This is a genomic window from Streptomyces fulvorobeus (genome assembly GCF_013167895.1).
GTDB lineage: Bacteria > Actinomycetota > Actinomycetes > Streptomycetales > Streptomycetaceae > Streptomyces > Streptomyces fulvorobeus.
Window position 1 is genome coordinate 5,711,210 of record NZ_BLWC01000001.1, and the last position, 16,906, is coordinate 5,728,115.

A 16,906-nucleotide genomic window follows, 5' to 3' on the forward strand; every position below is an offset into this window, starting at 1 on the left:
GGCGGGGCCCGTCGGCAAGGTCCGCGGCCGTTCTCCCGTGGACAGGCTCATACGACGCGCTCCATGTCCCTGGACCTGCCGTCCCGCACCACGATCTCGCGGTCGGAGTAGGCGGCCACCCGTGCCTCGTGCGTGACCAGCACGACGGCGGCGTTGGTGGAGCTGGCGGCGTCCGTGAGGAGTTCCATCACGCGTTCGCCGTTGAGGGAGTCCAGGGCGCCGGTCGGCTCGTCGGCGAAGAGCACGCGCGGGTTCGTGACCAGCGACCGTGCCACCGCGACCCGCTGCCCCTGGCCGCCTGAGACCTCCCCCGGCCGCTTCTTCCGTAGGTCGTCGACCTCCAGCCGCTCCATCCAGGTCAGCGCGGCGCGCTCGGCCTCCTTGCGGGAGGTGCCGTTCAGCCGTAGCGGCAAGGCGACGTTCTCGACGCACGTCAGCTCCGGCACCAGCTGCCCGAACTGGAACACGAAACCGAACTCGGAGCGCCGGAGCGCACTGCGTTCGGCGTCGCTCATGGCGGACAGCTCCCGCCCGCCGTACATGATCGTCCCCGAGTCGGGCGTGACGATCCCGGCGAGGCAGTGCAGCAGCGTCGACTTGCCCGACCCGGAGGGCCCCATCACGGCGACGACCTCGCCCGGATGGATCGAGAACTCCGCGCCGTCGAGGGCGAGGGTCGGGCCGTATGCCTTGCGGAGCTGCTCGGCCGAGAGCAGCGAACCTGCGGGAGGAGTCATCGGGCCACCGCCTCACGGAGCTTGTCGAGGCGCGCCGTGGTGAGCTCCAGCCAGCGCAGGTCGGCCTCCAGGTGGAACAGGGCGTGGTCGCAGATCAGCTGGTCGGCGAGGTCGCCCTTGCGCTTGCGGTCGGTGAGGACGCGCATGCTGAGCAGGTGCTCCGAACGCTGGATGTCGAGGACGTCGGCGGCGTCGCGATGGGTGAGCAGCGCGAGGACGACCTTCGTGTACAGCGTCGACTGGAGGTACGGCTCGGGCTTCTCCGGCGTGGCGAGCCACCGCTGTACGTCGGTGATCCCGGCGTCGGTGATCGCGTACCGCTTGCGCTCGGGACCGCCGCCGGCCTCGATGCCGTCGACGACGACGAGGCCGTTCTTCAGCAGGCGGGACATCGTCGAATAGACCTGGCCGTAGTGGAGCGGCCGGTCGAGACCGAACTTCTCGTCGAAGGCGCGCTTGAGGTCGTAGCCGTGGCGCGGCCCGGACTCCAGGAGTCCCAGGAGGGTGTGACCGATTGACATGCAGAGGACTCTACACACGGTGTATACGTGCCGTGTATACACCGTGTGTAGAGAGTGTGACCGCTCGTGCGAAAGCCCAGGTCGGAGGCGATGGTCACGGTTTCGCTACGACGGAAGCCGCGTCTCCGTAAGCGTGCGGTGCCGCGGCTGCGCGAGCAACGCATTCGCCGACGACTCCGCCGAGCGGGAACGGGAACGCTCCTTCGGCGGGCGATGAAGGGGGGGGACCCCCGGTCCGTCCCCGGTGGACCGGGGTAAGGCCGGCTGCAAGCACCATCTGTCGTCGAGGTGCACGGCATCCCGGTCGCCGCGATCGCTACCGGAGGCAACCGGAACGACGTATCCCAACTGATCCCGCTGATCCAGGCCGTCCCGCCGATCCGCGGCAAGCGCGGCCGGCCACTGCGCCGCCCCAGGCACCTGTACGCCGACCGCGGCTATGAACACGAGGCCGAGTGGGGGCGGGCGATCGCCCGAGGCATTCGTAGCAGGCGGGCCCGCGTAGCCTCACATCCGGGATCTCAGCACGTCGACCTCACAGCCCGGCGCGAACGGGTCGAAGCCGTGCTCGGACAGCCAGCGAACTGCCAGCAGGCTTCGCAACGACCACCACGCGTGGATCACGTCGAGGTCAACGTCTGTGCCGTACCCGGCAAGGACGTCGTCGAGGTGCTCCTCGTGCCCGAGTGTGAAGGTGGCGAGGTCGTACAGGGCATCACCCTGGCCCGCCTCGGACCAGTCGATGATGCCGGTGACCTCGTCACCGTCGATGAAGACGTGCGCGATCTGCAGGTCGCCGTGTGTGAACGCCGGAGTCCACGGCCGGAGCGCGGCCTCGGCGACCCGACGGTTACGGGTGACCAGGTCGGCGGGCAGAAGGCCGTTCGTCACGAGCAGCTCGCACTCGTCGTCGAGTTCCGCCGCCAGCGCGACGATGCTCCGGCCGGCGCGGCCGGGGCGGGGCGGCAGCGGCGCGTTGTGCAGCTTCCGGATGGCGGCGCCCGCCGCGGCCCACGCCGCCGACGGCTCACCGAGGCGCCCAAGCGTCGTCCCCGGGAGCGCGGCGATCGCGAGCACGGGCGGCATGCGCCACAGGACCTCCGGGGTGGGGACCGGCGCCAGGGACATCGCCTCGACCTCGACGTCGATACGCTCCTGATCGGCGTCCACCTTCAGGAACACGTCGCCGCCGCGCAGGGTCGCACGTTCGGAATGGGCGACGACGACTTCGACCTTGTCCATGGGCGGCCAGTATCCCCGAGGTGATCGCCGACGTCGCCGGATTTGTCGCATGCCCTTACGCAGTTGACCGCATCCCGCTACCCGCCGGCCGTTTAAGAGTCCTTGGCCCGCTCGGCGTCGCGGCGCAGCAAAGAGCCAGGAGAGCGGGGCGGCGGGCAGCGAACTGTTGCACAGGAGTGGGTGGTTTCCCAGTGCTGGCCCCAGCTATGGACCGACATATCCGGGCTATCGGATCAACGGCCTGCCTAGCCGCACGACGTAAGGATGCCATGCCTTCATGCTACTGATGTGGGTGACGCGATCCTCGTGAAGCGATCCGGTTGGTAGAGGCTCTGCCGGGTTCATTTCGGCCGCAGAGGCTGATTGTGTACGTACGGGCCTTTGTGGCCGAGCAATTGACACCTCGATCCTGCATGATGGTCCGCCAGCTGGCTGAGGCGCCTTTCCTTGAATCCGGCGGCGTCCTGCTGGTGGGCAGATTCGTGGTCTGGCCTTCGATGCCGGGGCTCGGGTCAGGCAAGCCGTCTGCCGAGGCTGAAGAAGTCCACGTACAGGTCCAGCTGCTGGGCCAACATCGCGGCACCATAGTGGACCCTGAGGCCGCGCGTCTCGGCAGTTCGCAAGAGCGCGGTGCGGCGGGGCTTCATCACGATGTCGACCACCACCGTGCTGTCGGGCAGGAGGGCCGGCTCGAAGGGCAGGGGATCCTCGGGGCGCATGCCCAGCGGGGTCGCGTTCACCGCGAGATCGGCCGCCACGGGGCCCGCGGCGCTGTGGAGGCGCCCGGGGAAGTGCGGTGACAGCCGTTCGACAAGGGTGTGTACCCGGTGCTCGTCCCGGTCGGTGACGGTGACTTCGGCACCGGCCGACAACAGGGAGACGGCGATGGCACTGCCCGCCCCTCCCGCGCCCAGGAGCCAGACGTGCCGGCCCTCCGGTTCGTGCCCTGCGGAGCGCAATCCGCGGACGAAGCCCTCGCCGTCGAAGTTGTCGGCCAGCCATCGGCCGTCCGGGGTCCGGCGCATGGCGTTCGTGCCATCGCTGAGCGCCGCCGCGGCACTCACCTCGTCGGCCAGGTCCAGGGCGGCCCTCTTGTGCGGCACGGTGACGAGCAGTCCGTCGACGTTCCCGCTGCTCTGCAGCCCCCGGACCACGGAGGCGAGTCCCGCCGGTGTCGCGTGCACCGGCACCAGCACCGCATCGATGCCGAGCCGGGCGAACAGCGGATTCATCATCGTGGGGGCCTGCACCTGCTCGACCGGGTCTCCGATCACGGCGAACAGCCGGGTACGGCCAGTGATGCGCTGGTGTTCCGTCGTCACGCCGAACCCTCCGACATCTTCAGGTCAGATCGCGTGTGCCCCGAGCTTCGGGAACCATAGCCATGAGCGGCCAAGGGAGCAACGGGCCCCGTGTGCCACGGGTATGGTGATCGGCAGAGGCGAGTCCGACCAGTCGGGGGAACCAGGGAGAGGCGAGACAGGTTGAGTTTCTCTGACGGATCCCGGCGCGGTGCCGGGCCGGGGCGGCGATTCCATGACACCCGGATGCTGGACGTGCGGGTCTCCGAGGTGCGCGACGTCGTCCCGGGCATACGGGAGCTGACCCTCACGGGCCCGACGCTCGCGGTCCTGCACAGCAAACCGGGCGCCCATCTGCCGCTTGAGGTGCCGGACGTGGACGGCGTGCCCCTGCTTCGGACGTACTCCGTGTGGGCGCACAACCCGTCGCGCGCCACGCTGACGCTGCGGATCTCACTGCACCGGCCGGGCGGGCCCGGCAGCCGGTGGGCAAGTTCCGCGGTGACAGGGGACCGGACCCGAGTAGGGATGCCGCGCAACCGGATCACGCTGGATCCCAGGGCCCGCCACCACGTCTTCATCGGCGAGGAGACCGGAGCCGTCCCGCTGCTGACCATGCTGGCCGCGCTGCCCGCCGGCGCGGCGGCCCGCGGGGTACTGGAGACGGCCGGACCCGATGGCGAGTTCCCGGCCCCGTACGGTCCGCGCGGTCTTCCCTGGGTACACCGGGGCCGCGCCTCCGCCGTGGGGTCGCGGGTGCTGCTGGAGGCCGTACGGCGGCTGGAGTTGCCACCCGGGCCGGGAGTCGCCTACGTCGCTGGTGAGGCGACGACCTGCCGGGCCGTGGTGCGTCATCTGTGCGGCGTACGGGCCTGGCCCCGCTACGCGGTACGGACCCAGGTGCACTGGGCGGCCGGCCGCACCGGCATCATCTGACGCCCGTGGCGGGGCGACGTTCTCGGCCAGGCCGCGCAAGGCCCTCTCGCGTGGGATCGGCGGGAAGCGTTATAAACAACGCATGACGCGTACACGGCAGTCAGGGGCGGTGTGGCGCATCCCCGTCGCGCTGGGAGCTCGCTCCTACTCCGTCCACATCGGCCCGGGTGTCAGCGGCCTGCTCGCCGGACTGGTCCGGGACCTCGGCGCGCGGCGGGCCGCCGTGGTCTCCGCCCGGCCGCCGGACGAGACACCGGACCCGGGGGTTCTGGCGCTCCGGGTGCCGTTGGCGGACGGAGAGGACAACAAGACGTTCGCCGCCGTGGAACGGCTGTGCGGCGCGTTCGCCGACTTCGGGCTCACCCGCGGTGACGTGGTCGTCTCCTGTGGCGGCGGCACCACCACCGACGTCGTCGGTCTCGCGGCCGCGCTCTACCACCGAGGCGTACCCGTGATCCATCTGCCCACCACTCTGCTCGCCCAAGTCGACGCGAGCGTCGGAGGCAAGACCGCGGTGAACCTGCCGCAGGGCAAGAACCTCGTCGGTGCCTACTGGCAGCCCGCAGCGGTACTCTGCGACACCGACTACCTGCGGACCCTGCCCGAGCGCGAGTGGCGCAACGGCTACGGTGAGATCGCCCGCTCCCACTTCATCGGGGCCGGAGACCTGCGCGGGCTGCCGGTCGCCGAGCAGATCGCCGCCGGCGTACGGCTCAAGTCCTCGGTAGTGGCCGCCGACGAACACGACGAGGGCCTGCGACACATCCTGAACTACGGCCACACGCTGGGCCACGCGCTGGAGCGGGCCACGCACTACGGGCTGCGGCACGGCGAGTGCGTGGCGATCGGCACCGTCTTCGCGGGGCGGCTCTCCGGTGCCCTCGGGCGAATCGGCGCCGACCGGGTCGCGGAGCACGAAGAGGTCGTGCGTGCCTACGGGTTGCCCTGCGCGCTGCCCGCGGAGGTGGACGCCGCCGACCTGCTCCCGCTCCTGCGGCTCGATAAGAAGGCGACGCGGGGACTGAGCTTCGTCCTCGACGGGAAGGACGGTGTGGAGCTGGTGCAGGACGTCCCGGAGGCCGAGGTCCGCCGCACCCTCGCCGGCATGCCCCGAGAAGGGCGGCACTGACGCCGTCAGGCGTGAACGACAGTCGGACGATCGGAGGGCGGACCAGTATGGAACGGCGCATCCTCGGCGGGACCGGGATATCGGTCAGTGAACTGGCGCTGGGCTCCATGATGTTCGGGTCGTGGGGCAACCCGGACCGACAGGAGGCACGGAAGGTCATCGGAATGGCCCTGGACGCCGGAGTCAACCTGGTCGACACGGCCGACATCTACGGCGAGGGCGGCACCGAGGAGATCGTCGGCGAGGCGCTGAGAGGCCGTCGCGACGACGTGGTCCTGGCCACCAAGTTCCACGGGCCGATGGGGCCGGACCCCAACCACCGCGGAAACTCCCGGCGATGGATCATGCGGGCCGTGGAGAACAGCCTGCGGCGGCTCGGCACCGAACACATCGACCTCTACCAGGTGCACGGGGTCGACCCCGACACCGACATCGACGAGATGCTCTCCGCCCTGTCGGACCTGGTGAGGGCGGGGAAGGTACGGGCGATCGGCACGTCGAATTTCCCGGCCGACCAGCTGGTCGAAGCACGCTGGACCGCCGAGCGCCGGGGCCATGTCCACCTCCGCTCCGAGCAGCCCGCGTACTCCATCCTCAGCCGGAGCGTGGAGATGCACGTGCTGCCGACCGCGCAGCGGCACGGCATGGGCGTCCTGGTCTGGGGACCGCTGAGCGCCGGCTGGCTCTCGGACGCCGACGCCACACCCGGAAAGGGCCGTGCGGTGCTCGAACCGCGGCGGTTCGATCCCGGCGTGCCCGCGAACGCCGCCAAGGCCCGGGTGGTGGCCCGGCTCCGCGAGCTCGCCGCCGAAGCCGGGATGCCGCTGACCCACCTGGCCCTGGCCTTCGTCCAGGCCCACCCGGCCGTCACCTCGGTGATCATCGGACCGCGGACCGCGGACCAGCTCTCCGACCTGCTGGCCGGCGCCGGGAAGGTGCTGGACGACGAGGTCCTCGACCAGATCGACGAGATCGTGCCGCCCGGCAGCGACCTCAACCCGGCCGACAACCACTCCGTCCGGGGGCTGCTGGCCGACACCGCACGGCGCCGCCGTCCCACCCCCCGGCGGAGCGCACGGCAAGAAGCCCGGCACTGACCCCCTCGGCCGTTCGGGCCGGAGGGGCCGCGCCGGGCTCCCGTGTCCGCGGGGGCTCAGGTACGGACGGTCTCCAGGATGCGCAGATCGCCGCCGACCGGGATGCTCCGCCGTACCCGCAGGCCCGCCCGCTCGGCCAGGGCCCGGTAGTCCGACTCCGGCCGGTCCTGGCCACCGACCAGCACCGTCAGCAGCAGCCCCCGGAACAGCGCCTCCTGGTCGGATTCCTCGTCCACCACGCTCTCGATGATCAACAGCGGCACGCCGGGGCGCATGGCCTCCCGGATCCGGCCCAGTATGCGCACGATGGTGTCGTCGTCCCAGTCGTGCAGCGCGCGCTTGATCGTGTACAGGTCCGCCCCGGCCGGTATCGCCTCGAAGAAGTCCCCGGCGACGGTCTCGTAGCGTCCGTCGACGCCCGCCTTGGCCAGGAGCTCCTCGGCCAGCGGCACGATCTCCTGGCGCTCCAGGATCGTGCCGCGGACCGTCGGGTGCGCGGTGAGGATCGCGGCCAGGAGGCTGCCGAGCCCACCGGCGACATCGACCACGTGCCCCGACGCCGAGAAGTCGTAGGCGCTCGCGATGTCGGCGCTCTCGGCCTCCGAGACCGTGCTCATCGCCGCGTTGAACCGCTGCTTGGCGTCCGGGTCGTTCTTCGTCAGCTCCCAGAACGAGGTGCCGTTGGCCTTCTCGAAGGACGACTCGCCGGTGCGTACCGTGTGAAGCAGGTCGCCCCAGGCCGCCCAGTGCCAGTTGGCCGCCATGAAGCGGGCGTCGGCCGACTCCGGATTGCGCGGCTCGCTCAGCAGCACCGCCGACAGCGGCGTCTGGGCGTAGGTCCGTCCGTCCGGCAGCCGCCGGAACACCCCGAACGTGCTCAGGGCACGCAGCAGCCGGCCCAGGGTGGGAGCGTGTGCCCCGGTGCGCTCGGCGAGTTCGGTCACCGTCAGCTCGCTCTCGGCCAGCAGGTCGGGGACGCCCAGTTCGGCGGCGACATGAACGGCCCTCGCCCGCCACGCCCCTTGGAGCACTGCCATCATCTGCCGGTTGGCGCTCTGGTCCACGGTCTCGATGGGCTCGGTCATGAGGTCTCCGCAATCGTCGTCGGGTGGGATCGGCTGAGCAGAGCGGGGCGGTGTGCGGCCCCCCGGGTCCTGTCTGGCGGCCCTGGGGCGTGCCCGGCGGATCATGGCAGGGGTCGCGACGCCTGGCACGATCCGCCGGGCATGGCCTAGGCCGCCGGCGGGATGTTGTGGTTGAACCGGAACGTGTTGCCCGGGTCCCAGGTCTTCTTGAGGCTGAGGAGACGGTCGTACGCCTCGGCCGTGTACGCCTCGCGCACGTCCGCGGGATCGGTGTGGGCGATGCCCGCCATGAAGTTCAGCATCCGGGTGCCGGTCGACCACGGCGCGAGGGTCGCCAGAACCCGGTCGTGTCCTTCGTACACCAGCTCGTCCTCGCCGATGCCGAGGACTCCGGCCGAGTACACCTGGAACTGCGCGGGCCCGTGCGCGACCGCGTTGGGCACCCGCGGCGGGCGGGACAGGGCACCGCCGAGATGGCGGACCTCCAGGCTCACCGCGCTCTTCGTGCCGGGTCCGACCAGTGCCAGGACCGCCTCGACCGTGCCCTCGTCCAACGTGGTGAGCTGGAAGTTGTTGATGTAGTAGGAGCCGGGCGTGGGCGGATCGTTGTGGATGCTGCCCACCCGCGTGTACGGGATGTCGGCGACCGTGTCGAGCAGGGTGGGGGCGACCTCCCGCAGTGGCCTGATCAGACGCTCGCCCTCCTCCGGGGCGCCGAGGTAGCACAGGCGCAGGTGCAGGGCGAAGCGGCCGCGCAGCTCATCGGGGACGCCGTCCACGTCCGGCCAGTCCAGCATGAAGAAGGAGGAACTCATCTCCTCCGGCACCCTGGCGGCCCATGTGCGGTACAGATGGAGCACGTCCCGCACCGACTCGGCCGGGAACCACAGGCCCCCGCCGTACAGGCGGGACACCTCCATCAGCTCGACCTCGATCGCGGTCACCACACCGAAGTTGCCCTTGCCGCCACGCAGCGCCCAGAACAGGTCCGGGTTCTCCTCCTCGTCGGCGACGCGCAGTTCGCCGTCGGCGGTGACCACCTCGATGCGCCGGACGTGGTCGGCGGCATAGCCGTAGCGGCGGGAGAGGACACCGATGCCACCGCCCAAGGTGTAGGAGACGGCGCCGACGAAGGGGGCCGAGCCGTTCAACGGGGCGAGTCCGTACTCGGCGGCGAGCGGGATGACGTCCTGCCACAGCACGCCGGCCTCCAGCCGCGCGGTGCGCCGCTCCGGGTCCACGCGCACGCCGTCCATCGCGCGGGAGTCGAGGAAGATCGCGCGTTCGTCGGCGGGCAGGCAGGCGCCGTGCCCGGTGGCCTGGACGGCGACGCCCAGTCCGTGGTCGCGCGCGAAACGGACCGAGGCCACCACGTCGTCCGCGTTCGCGACGGCGACGACCAGCGCGGGCCGGTGTTCCACGGCACGGTCGAAGCCGTCCACGTGCTCGGCGTACTCGGGATCGCCTGGCAGGAGCACGGGGCCCCTGACATCCTCCGCGAGTCGCCGCACCGCCCCCGGGGGCAGTGCAGGTCCGTTCACCGGGTTCAACTTGCTCACTGGCCTTCCTCTTCCTGGTCGTCTGGCGCTGTGAGAGCGCTGGGGGCACCCGTGCCGGGCACCGGCCCGGGACCCGCCATGCCGGCGGCGAGCGTACTTCCGTCCCCGGGGTCGATGAGCAGAAACGAGCCAGTGCGCCGGGAGTTCCGGTAGGCGTCCAGAGTGAGTGGTTCGGCCGTGCTCAGCACCATGCTGCCGATGTCGTCGACGGCGAGTCGGTCCGGTGCCGGTTCCTCGTCCAGCGGACCGGGGCCGAGCCGGGAGGGGACGTCCACCACCAGGGCGCGCACCGTCCTGGTGGTGTGCTTGAGCAGCACCGGGTCGCCCCGGCGCAGCGGCCGTTCGTGGAGACGGCAGACCGTGGCCTCGACCGTACGGGTCAGCGGCGGTGCCTGGCCCGCCGCCACGATGAGGTCGCCACGCGCCACGGTGACGCTGTCGGCGAGCAGCAGGGCGAACCGCAGCAACGTGGTGTCCGTGGGGAGTCGTGGTCCGTCCGCGAGCGGATTCGTGGGGGTCGTGATCGGCACTGCTAGAAGTACCCCTCCCGCTTGCGGTCCTCCATGGCGGCCTCGGAGGCCCTGTCGTCGGCACGGGAGGCGCCACGTTCGGTCAGTGCGGACGCCGCGACCTCCCGGACGACCTCCGCCGCCGTGGTCGCATCGGAGTCGACGGCCCCGGTGCAGGACATGTCACCGACCGTGCGGTAGCGCACCCGCCGCTTCTCCACGCGTTCGCCCTCCCCGGGCCCGCCCCAGTCTCCGGCGCTGAACCACATGCCGTCGCGCCGGAAGACCTCCCGGTGCTGGGCGAAGTAGAGCTCGGGCAGTCCGATCCGCTCGGCGCCGATGTACTGCCAGACGTCGAGCTCCGTCCAGTTCGACAACGGGAACACCCGGACGTGCTCGCCCGGCCCGTGCCGGCTGTTGTACAGCTCCCACAGCTCGGGGCGCTGCCGCCGGGGATCCCAGCCGCCCCACTCGTCACGCAGGCTGAACACCCGTTCCTTCGCCCGGGACATCTCCTCGTCTCGCCGGGCGCCGCCGAACACCGCGCGGAAACGGCCGGCCCCGATGGCGCGCAGCAGGCACGGGCTCTGCAGGGCGTTCCGGCTGCCGTCCGGCCGCTCTTTCAGTTCCCCGCTGTCGATGCGCTCCTGTACCGAGGCGACGTGCAGCCGCAGTCCGTGACGGGCCACCGTCCGGTCGCGGTAGGCGATGACCTCGGGGAAGTTGTGCCCGGTGTCCACGTGCAGCAGGGGGAACGGCAGCGGCGCGGGGGTGAATGCCTTCAGCGCGAGATGCAGGACGACGGCGGAGTCCTTACCGCCGGAGAACAGCAGCACCGGCCGCTCGCACTCGCCGACCGCCTCCCGGATGATGTGGACGGCCTCCGACTCCAGTTGGACCGTGTGGTTCACGCGAGCCCCCGTGCGCTGAGCAGGTCGAACAACAGGGCGGCCGACTCCTCCGGTCGCTGCCGGTGGGCCGGGACGGCGAGATCGGGTGCGCGCGGCGCCTCGTAAGGGTCGTCGACGCCGGTCAGCCCGACCAGGTCGCCCGCGGCCTGACGTGCGTACAACCCCTTCACGTCCCGCTCGGCGCACACCTCGACCGGAGTGGCGACGTGGATCTCCAGGTAGGGGGTGCCGGACCGCTCGTGGTTCCCCCGGACAGCCGCCCGGGCGTCGGCGTAGGGAGCGATCACCGGGACCAGGGTGAGGATGCCGTTGCGGGCCAGGACCTCCGCGACCAGGCCGATTCGCCGGACGTTGGCGATCCGGTCCTCCCGGCTGAACCCGAGGTCCGCGGTGAGCCGGGCCCGGTTCTCGTCGCCGTCCAGGACCTCCACCCTGCGGCCCTGCGGCGCCAGCCGGTGGACCAGCGCCCTGGCGATGGTCGACTTGCCGGAGCTCGGCAGCCCGGTGAGCCACACGGTCGCACCGGGCCAGCAGGTGCAGTACGCGGTCGGGTGTCTCATCGGCCACTCCGCGAGGTCAGGGGATGGGTGTCGGTGCGTGCGGCGACCGGACGGAGGATCTCCCGCAGGGCAGTGGCCAGCACGTGGTGTCGCCGGGCACCGGTCAGGGGCTCGGCGGCGGTGCAGCGCCAGGCCACGAACCCGTCCGGCCGCACCAGCAGGGCGCCGGCCGGGCCGGTGCCGCAGACCTGGTCGAAGGGCACCGGGGGACGCAGGACCCGGGCGGTGACCGGGACCGCCAGCTCCCCGGCGACCTCGGCTGCCGTCCGGGACCAGCCCTCGTCGCCGCCGAGCAGCAGGAACCGCGGGCCAAAGACGCCCGGTGCGCACAGATCGAGGACGGAGCCCTGCCCAGGACCCCCGTCCGGCCCGGGAGCGAGCGGCAGGTGCGGCAGCCGCGTGCCGGGCGCGCCGGACAGTTCGAAGGTGTCGGGAAAGGAGCTGCCGGGCCCGGCGGCGCCGATGACCGCGCTCGAACGGTAGCGGTAGCCCATGATGATGGTGCGGGGATCGCGCGCCTCGGCGCCGAGCCGCTCACCCGGGACGCCGTCGAGCAGCAGGGCCTGCTCGGCGGTCGCGACGCCCACCGGGCGGCGTTCGGCGTCGTAGCTGTCGAGCAGCGCGGCACCCGCCCAGCCGTGTACCACCGCGGCAAGTTTCCAGGCCAGGTTGTGCGCGTCCTGGATGCCCGCGTTGGATCCGTAGCCGCCGGCCGGTGGATGCAGGTGGGCGGCGTCGCCGACGAGGAAGACGGGCCCCTCGCGATAGCGCTCCGCGATGCGGTGCCGGGCCTGCCAGTGGAAGGTCGCCGTCAGCTCCACCGGGATGTCGTCGGTCCCGAGCGCGGCCCGTACCAGCTCCAGGCAGCGCACGGGGTCGGGCTCCCGGCCGGGGCCGCCGACGGCCTCGCTCTCCACGGCCGCCGCCCACCAGTGGTCCGCGTCGAGCTGCATGACCGCACCGGAGAACCCCGGGTTCTCGATCATGCTCATGAAGAACCGGCGACCCTTCAGCAGCGGGGTGAGGTCGGCCCGGAACAGGATGGTGGTGCGGCAGGCGATCGTGCCCAGGCCGGCCCGCGCGATGCCGACGGCCTCGGGTATCCATCCGTGCGCGCCGTCCGCCGCGACCAGGTACCGCGCGGTCACGGTCACCGAACGGCCGTCCGCGCGACGGATGCGCGCCACCACACCTTCGGGGCCCACCGACAGCCCGGTCAATTCCTCCCCGAAGCGGACGTCCGCGCCCGCCCGCCCCGCGGCCTCGCGCAGGAGCGGTTCCGTGCGGTGCTGTCCGCACCAGAACGGCGGGCACGGCCCGGGTACGGAGAGTTCCTCCTCCCCGGTCTCCAGCACCTCGGCGGCGTCGAGAGCGGACAGTGAGGGGACGCCGACGACGGTTCGGGGCAGCACCCGGTCCGGTTCGGTGAACACGCGCGGATCGTCACCGCCGACGACCTCGAACCCGGCCGCCGCCATAGCCTCCTGGAGCCCGGCCTCCCGCAGCAGCTCCATGGTCCGCCTGCTGACGTGGGTGGCGCGTGGAAGAGTGGAGGTGTGGGGGCGGCGTTCCACGAGCAGTACCGCGACCCCGGCGCGGGCCAGGAAGAGCGCGGTCGCCAATCCAGTGGGCCCGCCCCCGACGACCAGTACGGTCATGACCGCAGCCACTCCCCTCAGACCTTGCTCACCAACTGGTCACCGACGACGAGATGATCGAGGTTCATGGCCGCGAAGGCATCGACGGCCTCCTCCGGGGTCTCCACGATGGGCTGACCGGCCACGTTGAAGGAGGTGTTGAGCAGCACCGGGCAGCCGGTCAGCCGCTCGAACTCGCCCAGCAGCCGGTGCACCGCCGGGTTCTGGCGCTCCTCCAGCGTCTGGTGCCGGGCCGTGCCGTCCACATGGGCCGCCGCCGGGATGACATCGGGACGGGTGACCCGCGTGACGATCAGCATGTACGGCGAGGGCTGACCGAGGTCGAAGAACTCGTCACTGCGCTCGGCGCGGATGACCGGCGCGTACGGCCGGAACCCCTCACGGAACTTGACGTTCTCATTGAGATGGTCGCGCACGGAGGCGGGGAACGGGGCGGCGAAGATGCTGCGGTGGCCGAGCGCCCGCGGACCGAACTCGCTGCGCCCGTCCCACCAGCCCACGATCCGGCCCTCGGCCAGCAGCGCGGCGACCTCCCCCGGCAGGTCCTCGGGGGTGCGGGCGGGCAGCCCCGATGCGGCGACGGCCGCGCGGGCCCGCGAGCGCGGGTACTCGGGACCCAGGTAGGCGTTCTCCAGGGCGGGCAGCTCCGCCATCGGTACGCCCTCCAGCTCGTGCAGCCCGTAGTAGGCGCAGCCGAGACTGATGCCGTCGTCCCCGGCGGCGGGCACCACGAAGAGCCGCTCGAACGGGGTCTCCTTCAGGATCCGGCCGTTGGCGACGCTGTTGAGGCCGACACCGCCCGCGATGCAGAGATCGGTCAGCCCGGTCCGCGCGTGCAGGGCGCGGGCGCAGTGCACCAGGGCCCGCTCCAGCACCTCCTGGGCGGCGCGCGCGATGGCCGCCTTGACGTCGAAGCCGGCATCCTGCGCCAGCCGTCCCAGCAGATGCGCGACCTTGCTCGCGGAGATGCTGACACCGCCCCCGGGCAGCAGGGTGACCAGCTCCGCCAGGTCGTCCACGAACCGTTCGTCGCCGTACGGCGCGAGGCCCATGGTCTTGCCGTCCTCGCTGACCGGGAAGCGGGTCTTCGGCCCGGTGTAGGCGAGTCCGATGGCGAGGCTCGCGGTGCGGTACAGGTGCCCGAGCGAGTTGTCGGTCTCGCCGGGCTGGTAGTAGGCGCTCTCCGAGCCGGCGTCGACCACGTGCGCGCCGCTGACCCGGTCGAGCAGCCGTATGCCCCGCGCGTCCGCGACGAAGGAGCTGATGGTCTCCGCCTCCCGGGCAGCGGACCCCGACTTGGCACCGAGGGTGAGACTGCCGGAGTTGTCGCACACCAGTACCGCGGCCTGGGACATGCCGGAGGCGCCGAACGCGCTGTAGGCGTGGGCCAGGTGATGGTTGATCACCGTCACCCGCCGCCGGAAGGAGTGGTAGAAGGGCCGGGGCACCAGCTCGCAGGCGACCACGTGCTCCACCTCGGCCGCGGTGGAGCCCAGCTGCCCCAGGCACGCCTGTCGGCTGACACCCGCCAGCAGATCCGTGCCCAGGCCGTACTTGCTGCGCATGAGGCGTTCCTCGTCCACCGCGACCAGCCGACTGCCGTCGGTGGCGCAGGAGGCCCAGTCATGCCCGGATCCACCTAGTCCTAACACGGTCATTTCGTGTCCTTTCCGGTGTGAGGGACATCGATCGGGACATGCGACGGGCAGGCGGCCCGGCCGGGGAAGCGGCCATGGACGGTTTGGCGGTGGCCGAACGGTTCGCCTCGCGCCGAGAAGGATTTCGACATCGCCGGTCCGCGACACGTGCACAGACCTGGCCGAGACCGTGAAGAGTGTGAGCTACGTGCGGACAGCAGCGGATGGCTGCGAGACCGTGCCGCGGCAACGGCGGCGCATGGGAAAACGGGAACGCAAACGGACAGTCGCACTGTAGTCAACCGGCGGCGAGCACTGTCAAGGAGACGTCCGCCCCGCCATCGGTAGTTGACTGAAACCAACATTATCGAGCAGCAGTTGAGAGCCACCCTGTACCCGCGCCACCCGGTCGCTCCCTGGTACCGGCGGCAGAAAGCGCTGGTAAGAGGCATTCCCTTTCGGCCATCGTCATCCGCGGGGCATACGCCCCACGAATCTGCATGTAGCGTGCAGAGCTGCGACACGGCATCTGGCCGGTGCGGCACGACCTCGATCCGCCGGACACACCCCAGGCCCGCCAGACGCCCGAACCACGGTCCGGCACCGTTCCCACTTCGCAAGCGGCGATCCCCTGTACGGATGGACGAGGGAGCACTGGGTGACGAAGCAGCATCGAACGATAGTGATCATCACGGAGGGCGCGGCTCCCGCCCTTCTGGACCGCTGGTGCGAGGCGGGCGCGCTCCCCGGCTTCGCCCGGCTGCGCCGCGAGGGGGCGCACGGCCCCCTCTCCGCCGAGGGCACCCCCTACGAGCCACCCGGGCTGCTCAGCGTGTTGACCGGCAGGCACGCCGCCGATCACGGTTTCTTCTCGTACTGGAGCTGCCACGACCCCGAATACTCCCCGCGGGTCCTCGGCTCCGGGGACCGCCGCCATCCGCTGCTCTGGCAGCACGAGGCGTTCGCCGGGATTCGGTTCGCCGCCATCGGGCTGTTCGGCACCCATCCGATCGAACCGATGGACGGCGCGCTGATCAGCTATCCGATGCACGCGACTCTGCACGCCTGTCACCCGCGCGATCTGCAGCGCCGACTGGCGAAGCAGGGCATCCGGCCCGTGCACGACGTCTCCATCTTCTGGACCGGCCAGCCGCGCGAGCAGCTGCTGCCGCGACTCCTTGAGGCCGACCGTCAGCGCGGCAAGGCCGCCCTCGCGCTGCTGCCCGAGTCGGACGTCGTCATCGTCAACCTGACCAGCATCGATCGCACCTCGCACATCTACTGGCAGGAACTGGACCACGGCCCCGAACACGACCATGACAGCGCAGTGTTCGCCGCGTACCGCACCTGCGACCAGGTGATCCAGGACGCCCTCGCCGCCGCGGACGACCACACCGACGTGCTGGCCTTCTCCGAGATCGGCTTCGGGCCGCTGCGCGCCTACTGCTCGATCAACGACCACCTGGCCGAGGCCGGCCTCATCGCCACCGGTGCGGAAGGCCGCGTCGACTGGTCCGGCACCCGCGCGTTCGAGGCCGTCCAGGGCACCCACGGCATCAACATCAACGTCCGTGACCGGTACAAGAACGGCACGGTCGGCCAGGACGAGTACGAGCGGGTCCGCGACGAGGTCAGCGGTCTGTTGCTGGACACCGTCAACCCCCGGACCGGGCGGCCGTACTTCGCCGCGGTGCGGACCCGTGAGGAGGTGTACCCCGGCACGGCGACCGCGGGGGCGCCCGACCTGATCCTCGAACCCGCCGACTGGCGCTACCTCCCGCTGGGCGACCCTCATTGGGCCGGCCACGTTCACCGGACCTGGCAGAGCGGCTGGCACCGCAGGGAGTCCTACTGGGCCGGCCTCGGCCCCGGCTTCGCCCCGGGGTACACCGACGACACCCCCGCCGCCCCGGTCGACATCCCGGCCACCCTCGCCACCCTCCACGGCCGCGCCGTCCCGGCCGGCTGGCCGGGACGCCCGCTGGGTGCCTCCGACTGACCGTCCGAGGCACCTTCGCCCGCCC

15 protein-coding genes and 1 pseudogene are annotated in these 16,906 nt (G+C 71.4%); 5 read left to right on the forward strand and 11 right to left on the reverse strand.

Translation table 11 applies throughout. The features are described 5' to 3' along the window. Positions 1 to 47: 47 nt before the first annotated feature. Positions 48 to 737 carry an ABC transporter ATP-binding protein gene (locus Sfulv_RS25650; RefSeq protein ID WP_173316842.1) on the reverse strand — a complete coding sequence of 230 codons (690 nt, stop codon included), beginning with the start codon at positions 735 to 737 and terminating at the stop codon, positions 48 to 50. Then, positions 734 to 1,258 (reverse strand): PadR family transcriptional regulator, encoded by a 525-nt coding sequence (locus tag Sfulv_RS25655; protein ID WP_173316843.1) that lies wholly within the window; start codon positions 1,256 to 1,258, stop codon positions 734 to 736. The genes Sfulv_RS25650 and Sfulv_RS25655 overlap by 4 nt, the downstream gene beginning before the upstream one ends. 217 nt (positions 1,259 to 1,475) lie before the next feature. Here Sfulv_RS25655 and Sfulv_RS25660 point away from each other — a divergent pair. Next, positions 1,476 to 1,780: pseudogene (locus tag Sfulv_RS25660) on the forward strand (transposase); the annotation flags it as partial. Here the strand turns inward: Sfulv_RS25660 and Sfulv_RS25665 are convergent. Next, positions 1,766 to 2,500 (reverse strand): phosphotransferase family protein, encoded by a 735-nt coding sequence (locus Sfulv_RS25665; RefSeq protein WP_173316844.1) that lies wholly within the window; start codon positions 2,498 to 2,500, stop codon positions 1,766 to 1,768. The pseudogene Sfulv_RS25660 and the gene Sfulv_RS25665 sit on opposite strands and share 15 nt — an antisense overlap. 512 nt (positions 2,501 to 3,012) lie before the next feature. Continuing rightward, positions 3,013 to 3,822, reverse strand: a complete 810-nt coding sequence (locus Sfulv_RS25670; RefSeq protein ID WP_256669110.1) for a shikimate dehydrogenase family protein — start codon at positions 3,820 to 3,822, stop codon at positions 3,013 to 3,015. Between the two features lie 225 nt (positions 3,823 to 4,047). Between Sfulv_RS25670 and Sfulv_RS25675 the strand changes: the two genes are divergently transcribed. From Sfulv_RS25675 to Sfulv_RS25685, 3 genes are all read left to right on the forward strand, one after another. Next, positions 4,048 to 4,737 (forward strand): siderophore-interacting protein, encoded by a 690-nt coding sequence (locus Sfulv_RS25675; protein WP_173316845.1) that lies wholly within the window; start codon positions 4,048 to 4,050, stop codon positions 4,735 to 4,737. A gap of 82 nt (positions 4,738 to 4,819) precedes the next feature. After that, on the forward strand, positions 4,820 to 5,866 hold the full coding sequence (locus Sfulv_RS25680; RefSeq protein WP_173316846.1) for a 3-dehydroquinate synthase family protein: 1,047 nt from the start codon (positions 4,820 to 4,822) through the stop codon (positions 5,864 to 5,866). Positions 5,867 to 5,913: 47 nt separating this feature from the next. Continuing rightward, the gene (locus tag Sfulv_RS25685; RefSeq protein ID WP_173316847.1) at positions 5,914 to 6,963 is read left to right on the forward strand and encodes an aldo/keto reductase; all 1,050 of its coding nucleotides are present in this window, start codon (positions 5,914 to 5,916) and stop codon (positions 6,961 to 6,963) included. Positions 6,964 to 7,019: 56 nt separating this feature from the next. Here Sfulv_RS25685 and Sfulv_RS25690 read toward each other — a convergent pair whose 3' ends face one another. The 7 genes from Sfulv_RS25690 to Sfulv_RS25720 all read right to left on the reverse strand — a co-directional run bounded on the left by Sfulv_RS25690 (position 7,020) and on the right by Sfulv_RS25720 (position 14,810). Next, positions 7,020 to 8,048, reverse strand: a complete 1,029-nt coding sequence (locus Sfulv_RS25690) for a methyltransferase (protein WP_173316848.1) — start codon at positions 8,046 to 8,048, stop codon at positions 7,020 to 7,022. A gap of 146 nt (positions 8,049 to 8,194) precedes the next feature. After that, on the reverse strand, positions 8,195 to 9,607 hold the full coding sequence (locus Sfulv_RS25695) for an FAD-binding oxidoreductase (protein ID WP_256669112.1): 1,413 nt from the start codon (positions 9,605 to 9,607) through the stop codon (positions 8,195 to 8,197). Beyond that, on the reverse strand, positions 9,604 to 10,137 hold the full coding sequence (locus Sfulv_RS25700) for an elongation factor 1-alpha C-terminal domain-related protein (protein ID WP_173316849.1): 534 nt from the start codon (positions 10,135 to 10,137) through the stop codon (positions 9,604 to 9,606). Before Sfulv_RS25700 ends, Sfulv_RS25695 begins: the two co-directional genes overlap by 4 nt. A 2-nt stretch (positions 10,138 to 10,139) precedes the next feature. After that, on the reverse strand, positions 10,140 to 11,027 hold the full coding sequence (gene cysD, locus Sfulv_RS25705; RefSeq protein WP_173316850.1) for a sulfate adenylyltransferase subunit CysD: 888 nt from the start codon (positions 11,025 to 11,027) through the stop codon (positions 10,140 to 10,142). Then, positions 11,024 to 11,587, reverse strand: coding sequence for an adenylyl-sulfate kinase (gene cysC, locus Sfulv_RS25710; protein ID WP_173316851.1), 564 nt, complete (start codon positions 11,585 to 11,587; stop codon positions 11,024 to 11,026). Before cysC ends, cysD begins: the two co-directional genes overlap by 4 nt. Next, a complete protein-coding gene (locus Sfulv_RS25715; protein ID WP_173316852.1) occupies positions 11,584 to 13,245 on the reverse strand; it encodes an FAD-dependent oxidoreductase in 1,662 nt (553 codons plus the stop codon). The genes cysC and Sfulv_RS25715 overlap by 4 nt, the downstream gene beginning before the upstream one ends. 17 nt (positions 13,246 to 13,262) lie before the next feature. Then, complete coding sequence (locus Sfulv_RS25720) at positions 13,263 to 14,810, reverse strand: carbamoyltransferase family protein (protein ID WP_173316853.1); 1,548 nt, start codon at positions 14,808 to 14,810, stop codon at positions 13,263 to 13,265. Positions 14,811 to 15,540: 730 nt separating this feature from the next. On the opposite strand from Sfulv_RS25720, the gene Sfulv_RS25725 reads away from it, so the two are divergent. After that, complete coding sequence (locus Sfulv_RS25725) at positions 15,541 to 16,881, forward strand: alkaline phosphatase family protein (protein ID WP_173316854.1); 1,341 nt, start codon at positions 15,541 to 15,543, stop codon at positions 16,879 to 16,881. Positions 16,882 to 16,906: the final 25 nt, after the last annotated feature.